The organism is Pseudomonas sp. Pme6b (assembly GCF_058129925.1).
In genome coordinates this window covers 2,450,372-2,466,525 of the sequence record NZ_CM176704.1, presented here as the reverse complement: position 1 = coordinate 2,466,525, position 16,154 = coordinate 2,450,372, and the positions used below count along the sequence as shown (strand labels likewise).

14 protein-coding genes are annotated in these 16,154 nt (G+C 59.6%); 2 read left to right on the top strand and 12 right to left on the bottom strand.

What is annotated here, in order from left to right; genetic code table 11:
* Nucleotides 1–48: 48 nt before the first annotated feature.
* Both AC4ANE_RS11110 and AC4ANE_RS11105 read right to left on the bottom strand, forming a co-directional pair.
* Nucleotides 49–978, bottom strand: a complete 930-nt coding sequence (locus tag AC4ANE_RS11110) for an electron transfer flavoprotein subunit alpha/FixB family protein (protein ID WP_002552967.1) — start codon at nucleotides 976–978, stop codon at nucleotides 49–51.
* Nucleotides 979–1,728 carry an electron transfer flavoprotein subunit beta/FixA family protein gene (locus tag AC4ANE_RS11105; RefSeq protein WP_002552966.1) on the bottom strand — a complete coding sequence of 250 codons (750 nt, stop codon included), beginning with the start codon at nucleotides 1,726–1,728 and terminating at the stop codon, nucleotides 979–981.
* A gap of 519 nt (nucleotides 1,729–2,247) precedes the next feature.
* Here AC4ANE_RS11105 and AC4ANE_RS11100 point away from each other — a divergent pair.
* Nucleotides 2,248–3,903: an electron transfer flavoprotein-ubiquinone oxidoreductase gene (locus tag AC4ANE_RS11100; protein ID WP_460408923.1), complete on the top strand. Its 1,656-nt coding sequence runs from the start codon at nucleotides 2,248–2,250 to the stop codon at nucleotides 3,901–3,903.
* Between the two features lie 47 nt (nucleotides 3,904–3,950).
* Here AC4ANE_RS11100 and AC4ANE_RS11095 read toward each other — a convergent pair whose 3' ends face one another.
* Complete coding sequence (locus tag AC4ANE_RS11095; RefSeq protein WP_002552964.1) at nucleotides 3,951–4,844, bottom strand: AraC family transcriptional regulator; 894 nt, start codon at nucleotides 4,842–4,844, stop codon at nucleotides 3,951–3,953.
* A 179-nt stretch (nucleotides 4,845–5,023) separates the two neighbouring features.
* On the opposite strand from AC4ANE_RS11095, the gene AC4ANE_RS11090 reads away from it, so the two are divergent.
* Nucleotides 5,024–6,076 (top strand): NAD(P)-dependent alcohol dehydrogenase, encoded by a 1,053-nt coding sequence (locus AC4ANE_RS11090; RefSeq protein WP_031594913.1) that lies wholly within the window; start codon nucleotides 5,024–5,026, stop codon nucleotides 6,074–6,076.
* Nucleotides 6,077–6,087: 11 nt separating this feature from the next.
* Here the strand turns inward: AC4ANE_RS11090 and AC4ANE_RS11085 are convergent, their stop codons facing one another.
* The 9 genes from AC4ANE_RS11085 to leuC form a co-directional block, all read right to left on the bottom strand.
* Nucleotides 6,088–6,897 (bottom strand): IclR family transcriptional regulator, encoded by an 810-nt coding sequence (locus tag AC4ANE_RS11085; RefSeq protein ID WP_031594914.1) that lies wholly within the window; start codon nucleotides 6,895–6,897, stop codon nucleotides 6,088–6,090.
* Between the two features lie 76 nt (nucleotides 6,898–6,973).
* Nucleotides 6,974–8,284: an MFS transporter gene (locus tag AC4ANE_RS11080; protein WP_002552961.1), complete on the bottom strand. Its 1,311-nt coding sequence runs from the start codon at nucleotides 8,282–8,284 to the stop codon at nucleotides 6,974–6,976.
* Between the two features lie 303 nt (nucleotides 8,285–8,587).
* On the bottom strand, nucleotides 8,588–9,766 hold the full coding sequence (gene dgoD / locus AC4ANE_RS11075) for a galactonate dehydratase (protein WP_255872618.1): 1,179 nt from the start codon (nucleotides 9,764–9,766) through the stop codon (nucleotides 8,588–8,590).
* A 23-nt stretch (nucleotides 9,767–9,789) separates the two neighbouring features.
* On the bottom strand, nucleotides 9,790–10,425 hold the full coding sequence (locus AC4ANE_RS11070) for a 2-dehydro-3-deoxy-6-phosphogalactonate aldolase (protein WP_002552959.1): 636 nt from the start codon (nucleotides 10,423–10,425) through the stop codon (nucleotides 9,790–9,792).
* A gap of 1 nt (nucleotide 10,426) precedes the next feature.
* Nucleotides 10,427–11,431 (bottom strand): 2-dehydro-3-deoxygalactonokinase, encoded by a 1,005-nt coding sequence (locus AC4ANE_RS11065; RefSeq protein WP_002552958.1) that lies wholly within the window; start codon nucleotides 11,429–11,431, stop codon nucleotides 10,427–10,429.
* Between the two features lie 179 nt (nucleotides 11,432–11,610).
* Nucleotides 11,611–12,723: an aspartate-semialdehyde dehydrogenase gene (gene asd / locus AC4ANE_RS11060; RefSeq protein ID WP_002552957.1), complete on the bottom strand. Its 1,113-nt coding sequence runs from the start codon at nucleotides 12,721–12,723 to the stop codon at nucleotides 11,611–11,613.
* A 70-nt stretch (nucleotides 12,724–12,793) separates the two neighbouring features.
* Nucleotides 12,794–13,876, bottom strand: coding sequence for a 3-isopropylmalate dehydrogenase (gene leuB / locus AC4ANE_RS11055; protein WP_002552956.1), 1,083 nt, complete (start codon nucleotides 13,874–13,876; stop codon nucleotides 12,794–12,796).
* A gap of 147 nt (nucleotides 13,877–14,023) precedes the next feature.
* Complete coding sequence (gene leuD, locus AC4ANE_RS11050; protein WP_031594915.1) at nucleotides 14,024–14,665, bottom strand: 3-isopropylmalate dehydratase small subunit; 642 nt, start codon at nucleotides 14,663–14,665, stop codon at nucleotides 14,024–14,026.
* Between the two features lie 10 nt (nucleotides 14,666–14,675).
* Nucleotides 14,676–16,100: a 3-isopropylmalate dehydratase large subunit gene (leuC, locus tag AC4ANE_RS11045; RefSeq protein ID WP_002552954.1), complete on the bottom strand. Its 1,425-nt coding sequence runs from the start codon at nucleotides 16,098–16,100 to the stop codon at nucleotides 14,676–14,678.
* Nucleotides 16,101–16,154: the final 54 nt, after the last annotated feature.

Sequence of the window (16,154 nt, the reverse complement as noted above, 5' to 3'; positions counted from 1 at the left end):
CACAAACCCCGAACGGAACGGGTTCTCTTTATAGTGGAAGCGCGTGGCTTAAACCAGCTTCTCCAGCTCGGGAATGGCTTCGAACAAATCAGCCACCAGCCCGTAATCGGCCACCTGGAAGATCGGAGCTTCCTCATCCTTGTTGATCGCAACGATCACCTTGGAGTCTTTCATGCCGGCCAGATGCTGAATGGCACCGGAAATACCGACAGCAATATACAGCTGAGGCGCAACGATCTTGCCGGTCTGGCCGACCTGCATGTCGTTGGGCACAAAACCGGCATCGACCGCAGCACGGGAAGCACCCACTGCAGCACCGAGTTTGTCGGCCAGCGTGTACAGGTGCTTGAAGTTGTCGCCGTTCTGCATGCCACGACCGCCGGATACGACGATCTTGGCCGCTGTCAGTTCTGGACGATCGGATTTGGCCAGTTCTTCGCCAACGAAGCTGGACTTGCCCGCATCGTGAGCAGCCGAAACCGCTTCGATAGAAGCCGAACCACCCTCGGCAGCGACCGGATCGAAACCGGTGGCACGCACGGTGATGACCTTGATCGCGGCAGTGGACTGCACGGTGGCAATGGCGTTACCGGCGTAGATCGGGCGGGTGAAGGTGTCGGCCGAGACCACCGAAACGATCTCGGATATCTGGTCGACATCCAGCTGCGCAGCAACGCGAGGCAGGACGTTCTTGCCGTTGGAGGTTGCAGCGGCCAGAACGTGACTATGGCCCGCAACCAGCTCTACGACCAGTGGCGCAACGTTTTCAGGCAATTGATGTGCATAGGCAGCGTTGTCGGCCACCAGCACTTTCGCCACGCCGGCAATTTTGGCGGCGGCGTCGGCAACGGCACTTACGCCTGAACCGGCAACCAGCAAGTGGATGTCACCGCCGATCTTCTGCGCGGCAGCCAGGGTATTGAGCGTAGCCGGGGCTACGGTCGCATTGTCGTGTTCAGCGATAACCAGGATCGTCATTTAGATTACCTTCGCTTCGTTTTTCAGTTTCTCGACCAGTTCAGCCACCGATTTGACCTTGATGCCCGCGCTGCGTGCAGCCGGTGCTTCAACCTTGAGGGTCTTGTTGGTCGAGGCCGTGGAAACGCCCAGTGCATCCGGGGTCAGCACTTCAAGCGGCTTCTTCTTGGCTTTCATGATGTTGGGCAGCGAAGCGTAGCGTGGCTCGTTCAGACGCAGGTCCGTGGTCACGATCGCTGGCAGGCTCAGGGAAACAGTCTGCAGACCGCCGTCGATCTCACGGGTCACGGCAACCTTGTCACCGGAGACTTCAACCTTCGAGGCGAACGTACCTTGCGGGTAGCCGCTCAGTGCGGCCAGCATCTGGCCGGTCTGGTTGTTATCACTGTCGATGGCCTGTTTGCCAAGGATCACCAGCTGTGGCTGTTCCTTGTCGACCACTGCCTTGAGCAGCTTGGCCACGGCCAGAGAGGTCAGTTCTTCGGTAGACTCGACCAGCACGGCGCGGTCGGCACCCAGCGCCAGGGCGGTACGCAGTTGCTCCTGAGCAGTGGTAGGACCAATGGTGACGACCACGATTTCCGTTGCCACGCCCTTCTCTTTCAAGCGCACCGCTTCTTCAACAGCGATTTCGCAGAACGGGTTCATGGACATTTTGACGTTGGCAAGATCGACGCCGGAGTTGTCCGCCTTGACGCGAACCTTGACGTTGTAGTCGACCACTCGTTTGACAGCTACAAGAACCTTCATGGATTCCTCACTCTCCGGTGAAAAGAAGTCGCCTGGCGATACCAGACGATCGATATGTGTCCTCAACAAGCAATCGCAATGCGCGCAGGCCGTCCGGGCGACTTCAAAAAGCCATATAAAAGCCGGGAGTCACCCGTCAAGCAGCGGCAGGGTGTGTAAAATGCGCCGTGCGACGTTGACCTGTTGCCTGCACCGCGTCCGCCTGATGCCTTTTGAGAGACTTCCTGCAACGCAGGTGCCTCGTTTCAGCCTACGGCAAACGCAAAACCGCCCGTATATTGACCGCAACGCCTTTTCCGGTCAATACGCCAAATCGGCCAGTTCCGAGTCCGGTGTCTTTGATTTATCTGGGCTGCGGGCAATTCAAACAAACGTTTGTATTGGACCCATGCAGTGGTGTAGATATAATGCGTGCCATTAAAAGACGGGTGGTGCCCAACACCTCCTGTGTCGGCCTGCAGCGACTCATAAAGCAGCGCCCATAAAAATACCGTGAGCCTTGAAAGTAGGAGATAGCCTGTGGAACGCGAATACATGGAATTCGACGTCGTCATCGTCGGAGCCGGCCCTTCCGGGCTTTCTGCCGCTTGCCGCCTTAAACAGAAGGCCACTGAAGCCGGGCAGGAAATCAGCGTCTGCGTGGTGGAAAAAGGCTCCGAAGTCGGCGCACACATTCTGTCCGGTGCCGTGTTTGAACCGCGCGCACTGAACGAGCTGTTTCCAAACTGGCAGGAATTGGGCGCTCCGCTCAATACACCCGTCAAGCGTGATGACATCTACGTCCTGCGCGACGCCGAAAAGGCGCAGAAAATTCCGGACTTTTTCGTCCCCAAGACCATGCACAACCAGGGCAACTACATCATATCCCTGGGCAATCTGTGCCGCTGGCTCGCCCAGCAGGCTGAAAACCTTGGTGTGGAAATCTACCCGGGCTTTGCCGCTCAGGAAGCACTGTTCGACGAAAACGGCGTGGTGCGCGGTATCGTCACCGGCGATCTGGGTGTCGACCGCGAAGGCAACCCCAAGGAAGGCCTGTACGCCCCCGGCATGGAACTGCGCGCCAAGTACACGCTGTTCGCCGAAGGCTGCCGCGGTCACATCGGCAAGCAATTGCTCAAGCGCTTCAATCTCGATGACGAAGCCGATGTACAGCATTACGCCATCGGCCTGAAGGAAATCTGGGAAGTCGACCCGGCGAAGCATGAACAGGGCCTGGTGGTGCACACCGCAGGCTGGCCGCTGGACGATGCCAATCCGGGCGGCTCGTTCCTGTACCACCTGGAGAACAATCAGGTGGTAGTCGGCCTGATCGTCGACCTGTCATACAGCAACCCGTACCTGTCGCCGTTCGACGAATTCCAGCGCTACAAGCACCACCCGGTCATCAAGCAGTACCTTGAAGGCGGCAAACGCATCAGCTACGGCGCACGCGCCATTGCCAAGGGCGGCCTGAACTCGCTGCCGAAGATGGTATTCCCTGGCGGCGCGTTGATCGGTTGCGACCTGGGCACCCTGAACTTCGCCAAGATCAAGGGCAGCCACACGGCAATGAAGTCCGGCATGCTCGCAGCCGATTCGGTGGCAGATGCCCTGTTCGCCGGCAAGGAAGGCGGCGACGTGCTGACCTCCTACGTCGATGCCTTCAAGGCCAGCTGGCTGCATGCAGAGCTGTTCGCCAGCCGCAACTTTGGCGTGGCGATCCACAAATACGGCGCTATCAAGGGTGGTGCCTTCAACTTCATCGATCAGAACATTTTCGGTGGCAAGCTGCCGTTCACGCTGCACGACACCACGCCGGACTACGCCTGCCTCAAGCTGGCAGCGGACTCAAAGAAAATCGATTACCCGAAACCCGACGGCAAGCTCAGCTTCGACAAGCTCAGTTCGGTATTCCTCTCCAGCACCAACCATGAAGAGGAACAACCCTGCCACCTGAAGCTGACCGATCCGAGCATCCCGATCAGCAAGAACCTGCCGCTGTACGACGAACCGGCACAGCGCTATTGCCCGGCTGGCGTGTATGAAGTCATCACTAAAGAAGATGGCGAAAAGCGCTTTCAGATCAACGCGCAGAACTGCGTGCACTGCAAGACCTGCGACATCAAGGACCCTTCGCAGAACATTACCTGGGTTGCACCGGAAGGCGCTGGCGGGCCGACATACCCGAACATGTAAGGCGGCGGCAAGCTACAGGCCCTGATCTTGCCGCTTGTAGCTTGCCGCTAAACCCTACAGCCCTCTTCTCCCGGACTGCGTTCAAAGTAGCGCTTGTATTCACGGCTGAACTGCGACGCACTCTGATAGCCCACCCTGAGCGCGACCTGCGACACATTCAGCCCGTCGGCCACCAGCAATTGCTGGGCCTTGAGCAGGCGCAGACGTTTGAGGTACTGCACCGGTGACAACAGGGTGCTGCGTTTGAAGTGCTCGTGAAAGGTCGAGGTACTCATGTTTGCGCAACTGGCCAGCGTGTCGACGTTAAGCGCGTGATCATAGTGCTCATGCAGATAGGTTACCGCCGAGGCAATCCGTGCGAATTGCCCCTGCTGTTCGACCAGCGCACGCAATACCCCTGATTGCGGTCCACGCAGCGCGCTGTACAGCACCTCGCGAATCCTTGATTGCCCCATCGCCTGACACTCCAGCGAATCGTGCAGACAACGCAGCAGGCGTTCGACGCTGTCACGCATCGCAGAGTCGATACGTACCGAGGTCATCGACTCCGGAGTCTGCATCTGGCTTTCCTGGCCGCTGGCCGGGCCCATCGCTTGCACCAACTCGCCAAGCAGCACGCGGTCGATGGCTACCGACACGCCATACAGCGGCTTGTCCGGGGTGGCGAAGGTCTCACATTTGAACGGCACAGAAAGCGCCTGAATCAGGTAATGCCCGGTGCCATACTCAAACGTACGCGGCCCCAGGCAGGCGACCTTGCTGCCTTGCACGACAATCATCAGGCTCGGCTCGTAAATCTGCGGGCTGCTGGCGACATAGCCGAACGCCGAAAGCACACGAACCTCGGGCAAATGCGTCGCCACAAAGCCGGGACGCACTGCCAGCGGCTGGATCAAGGAGACAAGCGTGGCATTGCCATCAATAACAACAGGTAACGTCATGGGAACAGCCTGACAGAGAAACAGACAGCTCTATCATCGCAGATTTGCGCTTCATAGCCGACCCTGAAACGCCAGGTCGGAGGAATAGGCATGAAACACGTAGGATTCACCATAGCCGTGCGGGACGCATATCAGGACAATTGACCGCCTCTATTCCGTAACACCTTGCGAGGTCAAACATGTACACAGCTATCGGTTATGCCGCACAGTCCGCTACCGCCCCCCTCGCCCCGATGACCTTCGAACGTCGCGCTCCGCGTGCCGACGACGTTGCCATCGAAATCCTCTACTGCGGCGTCTGCCACTCCGACATTCACCAGGCGCGCAACGAATGGGGCATCGCCGTCTACCCGCTGATGCCTGGCCATGAAATTGTCGGTCGCGTGACCGCCACTGGTGCCAACGCCAGCAAATACAAGGTCGGCGATCTGGTCGGTGTTGGCTGCATGGTCGACTCGTGCCGCGAGTGCTCGGCCTGTAAATCGGATCTCGAGCAGTATTGCCTGGAAGGTCCGACCATGACCTACGCCACGCCTGACCGCGTGGACGGCAGCAACACCATGGGTGGCTACTCCAACAGCATCGTGGTCGCCGAGCATTTCGTTGTGCGCATTCCAGAGAAACTCGACCCGGCCGCTGCTGCGCCAATCCTTTGCGCAGGCATCACCACTTATTCGCCGCTCAAGCACTACGGTGTAAAGGCTGGCGACAAGGTCGGCATTCTGGGCATGGGTGGTCTGGGCCACATGGGCATCAAGTTCGCCAAGGCAATGGGCGCTGAAGTGACCCTGTTCACCCGCTCCGCAGCCAAGGCTCAGGAAGCACGTCGTCAGGGTGCAGATCATGTGATCGTTTCCACCGACGCTGAACAGATGAAAGCCGCTGCCGGTCATTTCGACTTCCTGCTCGACACCATTCCGGTCCAGCATGACCTGAACCCCTACCTGGAAACGCTGCGTTTTGACGGCGTGCACATTCTGGTCGGTCTGATCGAGCCGGTCGAGCCGCCAGTCCATGCAGCCCACCTGGTGATGAGCCGTCGCGTATTGGCCGGATCGCTGATCGGCGGCATCGCAGAAACTCAGGAAGTACTGGATTTCTGCGCCGAGAACGACATCACCTGCGACATCGAAATGCTCGATATCCGCAACATCAACGAAGCCTACGAGCGCATGCTGGCCGGTGACGTGAAATACCGCTTCGTGATCGACATGGCCACGCTGCAGGCCTGATTCACTGCGAATCAGCCGCCGAGATCGGCCGAGAGTTCCGCTGCTATCTGCTTGATCAGCGGAACCAGCTCGGCCATCTTCTCCAGCGGCATGTAGGGCACGGTACTGGCGACACTGATGCCGGCAACAATCTGTTTGCTGGCATCACGTACCGGCGCTGCAACGCAACGGATCGACGGTTCGTTGTCCTCCAGATCGAACGCATACCCTCCCTGCACGTATTCTTCCCTTCGCGCCTGCAACTGCTCCCAGGTTTGCTGCTCATGAGCAGGCCATAGCGGATTCCTGCCACTGCTCGGCATGCTAGCGTCATACAAGCGCTGCCACTCCGGCAACCCGCTGCCCAGCAGCAACGCCTTGCCGATACCGGTTCGCACCAGCGGCATGCGATGCCCGACCCGCGAGCGCATTTCCGGGCCATTGCGACCAGGGTTCTTGTGCAGATAAAGCACGTCGTCCCCTTCCCGCACCGCCAGATGCACCGTATCGCCCGTCAGCTCCGACAGCCGATCCAGATATGGCCGGGCGAGAATTGCCAGTGGCACTTCTTCGCGCGCCTGAAACCCCAGCTCGATAAGTTTCGGCCCGAGCAGATAACCCACTTGAGGCACCACCCGAAGGTAGCGCTCTTCGACCAGGCAACTGGCCAGACGGTGAGTGGTGCTGCGCGTGGTACCGATCAGCCGGGCGATTTCCTTCAGGTCCCGTGCACCACCGGCCACCGCCTGCACCACGCCAAGCCCGCGCAGCAGAGTCTGGGTCCCTGTCGGCGCCGGTTCTTTGCCGGTAATTTTTTCAGGGATGATCGAATCGTTGTGCATGACAGGCCATTTTCATAAAAGGGGCGGATCGAAAAGCTGACGGCATTATCGCCGCCAGCATCCAGATACGTCGACATCAGAGCTCGATACGCTCTACTTTGCCTACCAGCAGGATGTAAGACAGCGCGCCCAGCAATGCCAGTACCGAAATGTAAGTGATGGCCGGCGCAAACGAGTCACCCGTTGCCAGAAAGCCGATCACGATCGGCGTGGCGATGGCGGCGAGGTTGCCGATGAAGTTGAACGTGCCGCCAGTCAGGCCCAGCAAGCGCGCCGGGGCCAGGGTCGATACCAGCGACCAGGTGATCGACGCCAGACCGTTGCCGAAGAATGCCAGCGCCAGAAAGGTGATGACCAACGGGGTGGAGTCAACGAAGTTGGCACCGATGATCGAGGTCGAGATCAGCAGCCCGGCAATGATTGGCAACTTGCGCGCAAAGCCTACGCTATGCCCGCGACGGATCAGCCAGTCGGAAAAGAACCCCGAACACAGCACGCCGACAAACGCCGCGAGAAACGGCAACGACGCCAGCAGCCCGGACTTGATGAAATCCATGCCGCGATATTTCACCAAATAGGTCGGGAACCAGGTCAGGAAGAACCATAGCGTGGAGTTCAGGCAGAACTGCCCCAGATAGATCCCCCACAGCTTGCGCTTACTCAACACAATACCCAGGTCCAGCCAGCTGAAACCCTGCTTCTGCTTTTCGACATCCTTCTGGATGTCTACCAGACCGCCGCCCTCTTTGATCAGGTCGATTTCCTGCTGATTGACGCCTTTGAAGTCACGCGGCTCGCGATACACCGTGTACCAGATCAGCGCCCACAACACGCCGACGCCACCGGTAGCGACAAATACCATGTGCCAGCCGTAGTGCGCCTGCAACCAGGCCAGCACCGGGGTCAGAAACGCCAGGCCGACGAACTGCCCCGAGGTATAGACGCCAATGGCAGTGGCCCGCTCGCGCTCGGGAAACCAGGTGGTCACGACACGGCTGTTGATCGGATAGGCAGGTGCTTCCAGCGCACCGACCGCCATGCGCAGTACGAACAGCGCAATAAAGCTGGCGGCAAAACCAAGCATGATGGTCGCGATGGACCACAGCAGCAGCGCCGCGGTGTAAAGGATACGCGGCGGCACACGGTCCACCAGCCAGCCACCAGGTAATTGCATGGCGGCATAGGTCCAGCCGAACGCGGAGAAGATCAGCCCGATGTGAACCGTATCAAGCCCCAGCTCGGCGGTCAGCGCCGGAGCGGCAATCGACAGGTTGCTGCGGTCCAGGTAGTTGATCACCACCGTAATGAACAGCAGCACCATGATGAAGAAACGTTTGCGGGACGGCGTCACCAGGGATGCCGCACCCTCAAGAGTTCGAGTGCGCATGGAATGTAGCCTCTTGTTGGATTTATTGAGGTCTGTGTTTCGATTGGCGAGCTCTCGTTCCCACGCTCCCGCGCTCAGTGCTATACAAATCCGCTTTTGATTCTGGCTGAAGGCCGTGGGAGCGAACTTGTTCGCGAAAGGGCCAGTGCATTCCCCAAAAACGCATCGGCTGAACTACCTTCTTCGCGAACAGGTTCGCTCCCACGCCCTCCGGGCAGAAGCCCGATCTACGGGCTTCTCAGGACTTATGTATAACGCTGAGTGCAGAGCGTGGGAGCGATGGTTACGGGGATTTACTGTGCTCTACCACTCGGCAAAACTGCCATCGGCATGGCGCCAGATCGGGTTGCGCCAGCGGTGGCCGATGGCCGCGCGTTCGATGACATATTCTTCGTTGATCTCGATGCCCAGGCCCGGCCCGTTGGGGATCTTGACCATGCCTTTGTCGTAATCGAAGACTTCCGGGTGCTTCACGTAATCGAGCAGGTCGTTGCTTTCGTTGTAGTGAATGCCCAGGCTCTGTTCCTGAATGAAGGCGTTGTAACAAACCGCATCCAGTTGCAGGCACGCCGCCAGCGCGATAGGTCCGAGCGGACAGTGCAGCGCCAGCGCGACGTCGTAGGCTTCGGCCATGTTGGCGATCTTGCGGGTTTCGGTGATGCCACCGGCGTGGGACGCATCAGGCTGGATAATGTCGACATAACCTTCGCTCAACACGCGCTTGAAGTCCCAGCGTGAGAACAGCCGTTCACCCAGGGCAATCGGCGTGCTGGTCAACGGTGCCAGTTCCTTCAGTGCTTCATAATTCTCGCTGAGCACCGGCTCTTCGATGAACATCAGCTTGTAGGCGTCCAGCTCCTTCATCAGCACCTTGGCCATGGGCTTGTGCACCCGGCCATGGAAGTCCACACCGATACCGACATTCGGCCCGACCGCATCGCGCACGGCCGCAACGTTGGCCAGCGCCAGGTCGACCTTGTCGAAGGTATCGAGAAATTGCAGCTCTTCGGTGCCGTTCATTTTCACCGCAGTAAAACCACGTCCGACCGCTTCTTTCGCAGCCCGCGCCGTGTCGGCAGGACGATCACCACCGATCCACGAATAGACACGAATCTTGTCACGCACCTGACCACCGAGCAGGTCACTGACGGAAACGCCCAGAGCCTTGCCCTTGATGTCCCACAACGCCTGATCGATGCCTGCCAGAGCGCTCATGTGGATCGCCCCACCCCGGTAGAAGCCGCCGCGGTACAGCACCGTCCAGATGTCTTCGATGTTGCGCGGGTCCTTGCCGATCAGGTAATCGGAGAGTTCTTCCACAGCAGCGGCCACGGTGTGCGCGCGGCCTTCGACCACTGGCTCGCCCCAGCCGACAACGCCCTCGTCGGTCTCGACCTTGAGGAAGCACCAGCGCGGCGGAACGATGAACGTGGTGAGTTTGGTGATTTTCATGGGTGCGGTTTCTCTTGTTGATTCTCTTATTGGATAACGACTACCGGAGCCGGTCAGTCTGCAAGCGCTGCGCTGTGCTGCTTCCAGGCAGCCACATAGGCTTGGGCGCGCTCAGTAACGTCGGCGACGCTCATGCCTGGCTTGAACAGCCCGGAGCCCAGGCCGAAGCCTTTCACACCTGCGTCAAGGAACACCTTCATGTTGTCCGGCGAGATCCCCCCGACCGGCAGCAGAATCGTGCCCTTGGGCAATACCGCCAGCCACGCCTTGACCACCGCGGGCGACATCTGCTCGGCAGGAAACAGCTTCAGCACATCAGCCCCTTCGGCCAGCGCGGCAAAGGCTTCGGTCGGCGTCGCCACGCCCGGTGAGAGGAACAGCCCGGCAGCCTTGGCTGCACGCAACACCTTGGCGTCGCTGTGCGGCATGACAATCACCTGCCCTCCGGCATCCTTGACCTGAGTCACCTGCTCCGGGGTCAGCACCGTTCCCGCACCGATCAGGCAATCGGCTGGCAGTTGCTGGCGCAACAAACGGATGCTGTCGAACGGCTGTGGAGAGTTGAGCGGCACCTCGATGACTCGAAACCCGGCCTCGTACAACACATCGCCAATCGCAGGCGCTTCCTCGGGACGCAGGCCGCGCAGGATTGCGACCAGACCGTTTTCCTTCAATGCTTGCTTGAGCATGTCAAACCTCTCGAATGTGTTGGGACGAGCGGCGCGCGATCAGACCGGCTTGAACGGCGACCTGCCAGAGGCCGCGCTCGGTCGCCTGCTCGGCCAATGTCACCCCGGGAAAGCCACAAACGGCCAGCCCGCGTGCATAGCGCGTGCACAGCGAATCGCTGCCGATGAGGATCACCGCAGGCAATTGTTCGTGGTTGTGCAGATGCAGCCTGGCGATGGCGCCCAGTTCATGGCCAATCAACAGGCCGGAAAGATAGTCAGGTTGCGCACTGGCAGCCAATTGCCCGGTCAGGCCGAGCGTTCGCGTGCTGAAAATCGTCGACAGCGGCCCCGCAGAGCCCGCGTCGGACAGGGCAATCGACAAGCCGCGGTCAAACGCCTGCTCGTCGAACGCCTCCGAAGGCTGCATGGTGCGTCCCAGAATAGTGTGCGCGCAGAGCGCGGCGTAGACCTCGCCGGTCATGAAGGTGTCGAAGTGAACAATGCGACCCCGTTCTACCTGCACCCATTTGGAGTGGCTGCCGGGCAGACCGATCAGCAGCTGCTGGCTGCTCTGCCCGGCGTCCAGGCCGGCCAGCACACCCAGCACCTGGGTTTCTTCGCCACGCATGACGTTGGGCAGGGTCGAGCGTTGCAGGACGCCGGGGATGATGTGCACCGTCACGCCGCGCACGCTGCGCACCGTCTGCAGCGCTGCGCTCAGCTCATTGACGCTGGCCGGCGTTTCCCGGTAAGCCGCCTCGCGCCAGCCCTGTGCGCTGCCGACCATGCCACAGGCAATCACCGGCAGGTCCGGTTGGGCATCGAGCCAGTCGCCGCACGCCTGGTCAAAGGCCAGTTCGAAACCGTCACTGCAGAACTGCCCCGCGATCAGCCGCGGCGTGGTCGGCAACTGCATGATGCCCGCGCTCAATGCGCGCTGTTCCAGTACCTGGCCATGTTCGCCAAGTCGATAAGCACGAAGTGAGGTTGTCCCCCAATCGAGCGCGATCAATTGCGCCTGCATTGCGTCACCTGTTGTTTTTTTGGAAGTGAGTGCAGGACGACTATAAACCCGTTGTTACATTTATCTCAATATGTAAATTTCAATCCCATATATAGGGAAAAAAGACAGTCAATCAAAAGTATCAGGCACTAAAAAACCCGCCTTCCTCTCGGAAAGCGGGTTTGCTGTAAAACCGAGCCTCAACGCTCCAGCAGGATTCTCAGCATGCGACGCAGCGGCTCCGCAGCGCCCCACAACAGCTGGTCACCCACGGTAAAAGCGCCCAGGTACTGCGAACCCATGTTCAGTTTGCGCAAACGCCCCACGGGAATGCTCATGGTCCCGGTCACCGCCGTCGGGCTCAGCTCATGCATGCTGGCTTCGCGATTGTTCGGCACCAGCTTGACCCACGGGTTGTGCTGGCTGATCAACCCTTCGATGTCCGCAATCGGCACATCCTTGTTGAGCTTGATGGTCAGCGCCTGACTGTGGCAGCGCATGGCGCCGATGCGCACGCAGATGCCGTCCACCGGGATCGGGCTCTTGAAGCGACCGAGGATCTTGTTGGTCTCGGCCTGGCCTTTCCACTCTTCGCGGCTCTGGCCGTTTGGCAGCGCCTTGTCGATCCACGGGATCAGGCTGCCCGCCAGTGGCACACCGAAGTTCTCGGTAGGGAATGACTCGCTGCGCATGGCTTCAGCCACCTTGCGGTCGATATCCAGAATGGCGCTGGCCGGGTTGGCCAGATCATCGGCCACCGAGGCATGCACCGCGCCCATCTGCCTGATCAGCTCGCGCATGTTCTGCGCGCCGGCTCCGGAGGCCGCCTGATAGGTCATGACGTTCATCCACTCGACCAGCCCGGCGTCGAACAGACCGCCCAGGCCCATCAGCATCAGGCTGACCGTGCAGTTGCCGCCGATATAGTTTTTGGTGCCCGCGTCCAGTTGCTGGTCGATGACCTTGCGGTTCACAGGGTCGAGCACGATAACGGCGTCATCCTGCATGCGCAGACTGGAGGCGGCATCGATCCAGTAACCCTGCCAGCCGGCTTCGCGCAGCTTGGGGAACACCTCATTGGTGTAGTCGCCACCCTGACAGGTCAGCACTACGTCCAGGGTTTTCAGCTCGTCGATGCTGTAGGCGTCTTTCAGTGGCGCAACATCCTTGCCCACCGAAGGCGCCTGGCCACCGACATTGGAAGTAGTGAAAAACACCGGCTCAATGAGATCGAAGTCCTGCTCTTCCCGCATCCGCTGCATGAGCACGGAACCGACCATGCCGCGCCAACCGATCAGACCTACACGTTTCATCGCAACTACACCTTGAATAAAAGTGGGACCACCGCTCTGCGCATGCACAGCAGGCGGCGGGCCAGAGAGATTACAGATTCCGCAGCGCGGCGACTACTGCATCGCCCATTTCCTGCGCACCAACTTTGACTTTGCCTTCCGACCAGATGTCGCCGGTGCGAATACCCTGATCCAGTACCACGCTGACCGCCTTCTCGATGGCGTCAGCCGCGTCGGTCAGGTTGAAGCTGTAACGCAGCATCATCGACACCGACAGAATGGTCGCCAGCGGGTTGGCAATGCCTTTGCCGGCGATGTCCGGCGCCGAACCATGACAAGGCTCGTACATGCCCTTGTTAGCGGTGTCCAGCGAAGCCGACGGCAGCATGCCGATGGAACCGGTGAGCATCGACGCCTGATCGGACAGAATGTCGCCGAACAGGTTGTCGGTCACGATTACATCGAACTGCTTGGGCGCACGAACCAGCTGCATGGCGGCGTTATCGACATACATGTGGCTGAGTTCGACTTCAGGGTAATCCTTGGCCACCTGCTCGACGATTTCGCGCCACAGCTGGCTGGACGCTAGCACGTTGGCCTTGTCTACCGAGCAGAGCTTTTTGCCACGCACCATGGCCATGTCGAAACCGACCTTGGCGATGCGGCGGATCTCGCTTTCGCTGTACGGCAGCGTGTCGTAGGCCTGACGCTCGCCATTATCCAATACGCGAGTGCCGCGTGGCGCGCCGAAGTAGATGCCACCGGTCAGTTCGCGGACGATCAGGATGTCCAGACCGGCAACGATTTCCGGCTTGAGGCTCGACGCATCCGCCAGTTGCGGGTAAAGGATCGCCGGACGCAGGTTACCGAACAGGCCCAGTTGCGAACGAATTTTCAGCAGACCGCGTTCAGGACGAATGTCGCGCTCGATGGTGTCCCATTTCGGGCCGCCGACTGCGCCCAGCAGTACGGCATGGGCCGCACGGGCGCGATCCAGGGTCTCGTCTGCCAGCGGCACGCCGTGTTTGTCGATGGCTGCGCCGCCGATCACGTCGTGGGTCAATTCAAAGCCCAGCTGATACTTTTCGTTGGCCAGTTCCAGCACCTTGACCGCTTCGGTCATGATTTCCGGACCAATACCATCACCTGGGAGAATCAGAATCTGCTTGCTCATAACATCCTCGATTTTGTGCATCGGCGTCGTGAACAACGCCTGTTTATAACGCTCGCAGCGGCGAAAAATTTATCACCTGTCTTAAACACTTTTGCCAGCAAGGCGCAGGGCCCCTTGCTGGCAAACAGACAGGTTGCGATGAATCAATCAGTCGCGGAACAGCCACGGCTGACTGGCGCGATGCCTGCTTTCGAAACTGGCAATGGCGTCAGCGTCCATCAGCGTCAGGCCGATGTCGTCCAGGCCGTTGAGCAGGCAATGTTTGCGGAACGCATCGATTTCAAAGCTCAGCACCTTGCCGTCGGGACGGGTCACGGTCTGCGCCTGCAGATCAATGCTCAACTGGTAGCCGGGGCTGGCCTCGACCTGCTTGAACAGCTCGTCCACCTCGGATTCAGACAGAATGATCGGCAACAGGCCGTTCTTGAAGCTGTTGTTGAAGAAAATGTCCGCGTAGCTCGGCGCAATAATCGCGCAGAAACCATACTCTTCCAGTGCCCACGGCGCATGCTCGCGACTGGAGCCACAACCGAAGTTTTCCCGGGCCAGCAGTACGCTTGCACCCTGGTAACGCTCATGGTTGAGCACGAAGTCATGGTTCAGCGGACGCTTGGAGTTGTCCTGATATGGCTGGCCCACGTCCAGATAACGCCACTCATCGAACAGGTTCGGGCCAAAACCCGTACGCTTGATCGACTTGAGAAACTGCTTGGGGATGATCTGGTCGGTGTCGACATTGGCACGATCCAGAGGAGCAACCAGGCCATTGTGTTGGGTAAAGGCTTTCATGCTGGATTCCTCAGAGCTGGATCAAGTCGCGAACGTCAATGAAACGGCCATTGACCGCCGCCGCGGCAGCCATCGCAGGGCTTACCAGATGCGTGCGGCCGCCAGCGCCCTGACGGCCTTCGAAGTTGCGGTTGGACGTGGATGCGCAATGCTCGCCGGAACCCAAGCGGTCCGGGTTCATCGCCAGGCACATCGAGCAGCCCGGCTCACGCCATTCAAAACCGGCTTCGATGAACACTTTGTCCAGCCCTTCCTTCTCGGCTTGTTCCTTGATCAGGCCCGAACCCGGCACCACGATGGCCTGCTTGATGGTCGCAGCCACCTTGCGGCCCTTGGCGACGTCGGCAGCCGCGCGCAGGTCTTCGATCCGCGAGTTGGTGCAGGAACCGATGAATACCCGGTCCAGCTGGATATCGGTGATCGGCTGATTGGCTTTCAGGCCCATGTACTTCAAGGCGCGCTCGATGGAGCCACGCTTGACCAGATCCGGCTCTTGCGCAGGGTCCGGCACGTTCTGATCGACGGCAAGCACCATTTCCGGCGAAGTGCCCCAGCTGACCTGTGGCTTGATCTGCGCAGCGTCCAGCCTGACCACGGTGTCGAATACAGCATCAGCGTCGGAAACCAGATCCTTCCAGGCCTCGACTGCCAGGTCCCATTCCGCACCTTTAGGAGCAAACGGACGACCCTTGACGTACTCGACGGTCTTCTCGTCGGTGGCAACCATGCCGACCCGGGCACCGGCTTCGATGGACATGTTGCAGATAGTCATGCGGCCTTCGATCGACAGGTCGCGAATCGCGCTGCCAGCGAACTCGATGGCGTAACCGTTACCTCCTGCCGTACCGATCTTGCCGATCACGGCCAGCACGATGTCCTTTGCTGTCACACCGAACGGCAGTTGCCCTTCGACCGAGACCAGCATGTTTTTCATTTTCTTGGCAACCAGGCACTGAGTCGCGAGCACGTGCTCGACCTCGGAAGTGCCGATACCGTGCGCCAGCGCACCAAATGCGCCGTGGGTCGAGGTGTGCGAGTCACCGCAGACCACGCTCATGCCTGGCAGGGTTGCGCCCTGCTCCGGGCCGATCACGTGAACGATGCCCTGACGCGGATCGTTCATCTTGAATTCGGTAATGCCGTACTCGTCGCAGTTGTCATCGAGGGTCTGCACCTGCAGCCGCGACACCTGATCTTCAATGGCGTCGATCCCCCCCTTGCGTTCCGATGTGGTCGGCACGTTATGGTCAGGCGTGGCGATGATCGAGTCGATCCGCCATGGCTTGCGCTTTGCCAGCCGCAGGCCTTCAAATGCTTGCGGCGAGGTCACTTCGTGGATGATATGGCGGTCAATGTAGATCAGCGCCGACCCGTCGTCGCGCTGCTTGACCAAATGCGAATCCCAGAGCTTGTCGTAGAGCGTTTTCCCGGCCATCGGACGTACTTCCTCATCAGCTTGTTTCTATGCCTTGGGCAATCGTGACGATGA

Excerpts from the sequence above, each read along its gene's own strand:
- AC4ANE_RS11110 (WP_002552967.1), bottom strand. The coding sequence starts at position 978 with ATGACGATCCTGGTTATCGCTGAACACGACAATGCGACCGTAGCCCCG.
- leuB (WP_002552956.1), bottom strand. The coding sequence starts at position 13,876 with ATGAGCAAGCAGATTCTGATTCTCCCAGGTGATGGTATTGGTCCGGAA.
- leuD (WP_031594915.1), bottom strand. The coding sequence starts at position 14,665 with ATGAAAGCCTTTACCCAACACAATGGCCTGGTTGCTCCTCTGGATCGT.
- AC4ANE_RS11070 (WP_002552959.1), bottom strand. The coding sequence starts at position 10,425 with ATGCTCAAGCAAGCATTGAAGGAAAACGGTCTGGTCGCAATCCTGCGC.
- AC4ANE_RS11085 (WP_031594914.1), bottom strand. The coding sequence starts at position 6,897 with ATGCACAACGATTCGATCATCCCTGAAAAAATTACCGGCAAAGAACCG.
- asd (WP_002552957.1), bottom strand. The coding sequence starts at position 12,723 with ATGAAACGTGTAGGTCTGATCGGTTGGCGCGGCATGGTCGGTTCCGTG.
- AC4ANE_RS11095 (WP_002552964.1), bottom strand. The coding sequence starts at position 4,844 with ATGACGTTACCTGTTGTTATTGATGGCAATGCCACGCTTGTCTCCTTG.
- AC4ANE_RS11080 (WP_002552961.1), bottom strand. The coding sequence starts at position 8,284 with ATGCGCACTCGAACTCTTGAGGGTGCGGCATCCCTGGTGACGCCGTCC.
- AC4ANE_RS11065 (WP_002552958.1), bottom strand. The coding sequence starts at position 11,431 with ATGCAGGCGCAATTGATCGCGCTCGATTGGGGGACAACCTCACTTCGT.
- AC4ANE_RS11105 (WP_002552966.1), bottom strand. The coding sequence starts at position 1,728 with ATGAAGGTTCTTGTAGCTGTCAAACGAGTGGTCGACTACAACGTCAAG.
- leuC (WP_002552954.1), bottom strand. The coding sequence starts at position 16,100 with ATGGCCGGGAAAACGCTCTACGACAAGCTCTGGGATTCGCATTTGGTC.
- AC4ANE_RS11090 (WP_031594913.1), top strand. The coding sequence starts at position 5,024 with ATGTACACAGCTATCGGTTATGCCGCACAGTCCGCTACCGCCCCCCTC.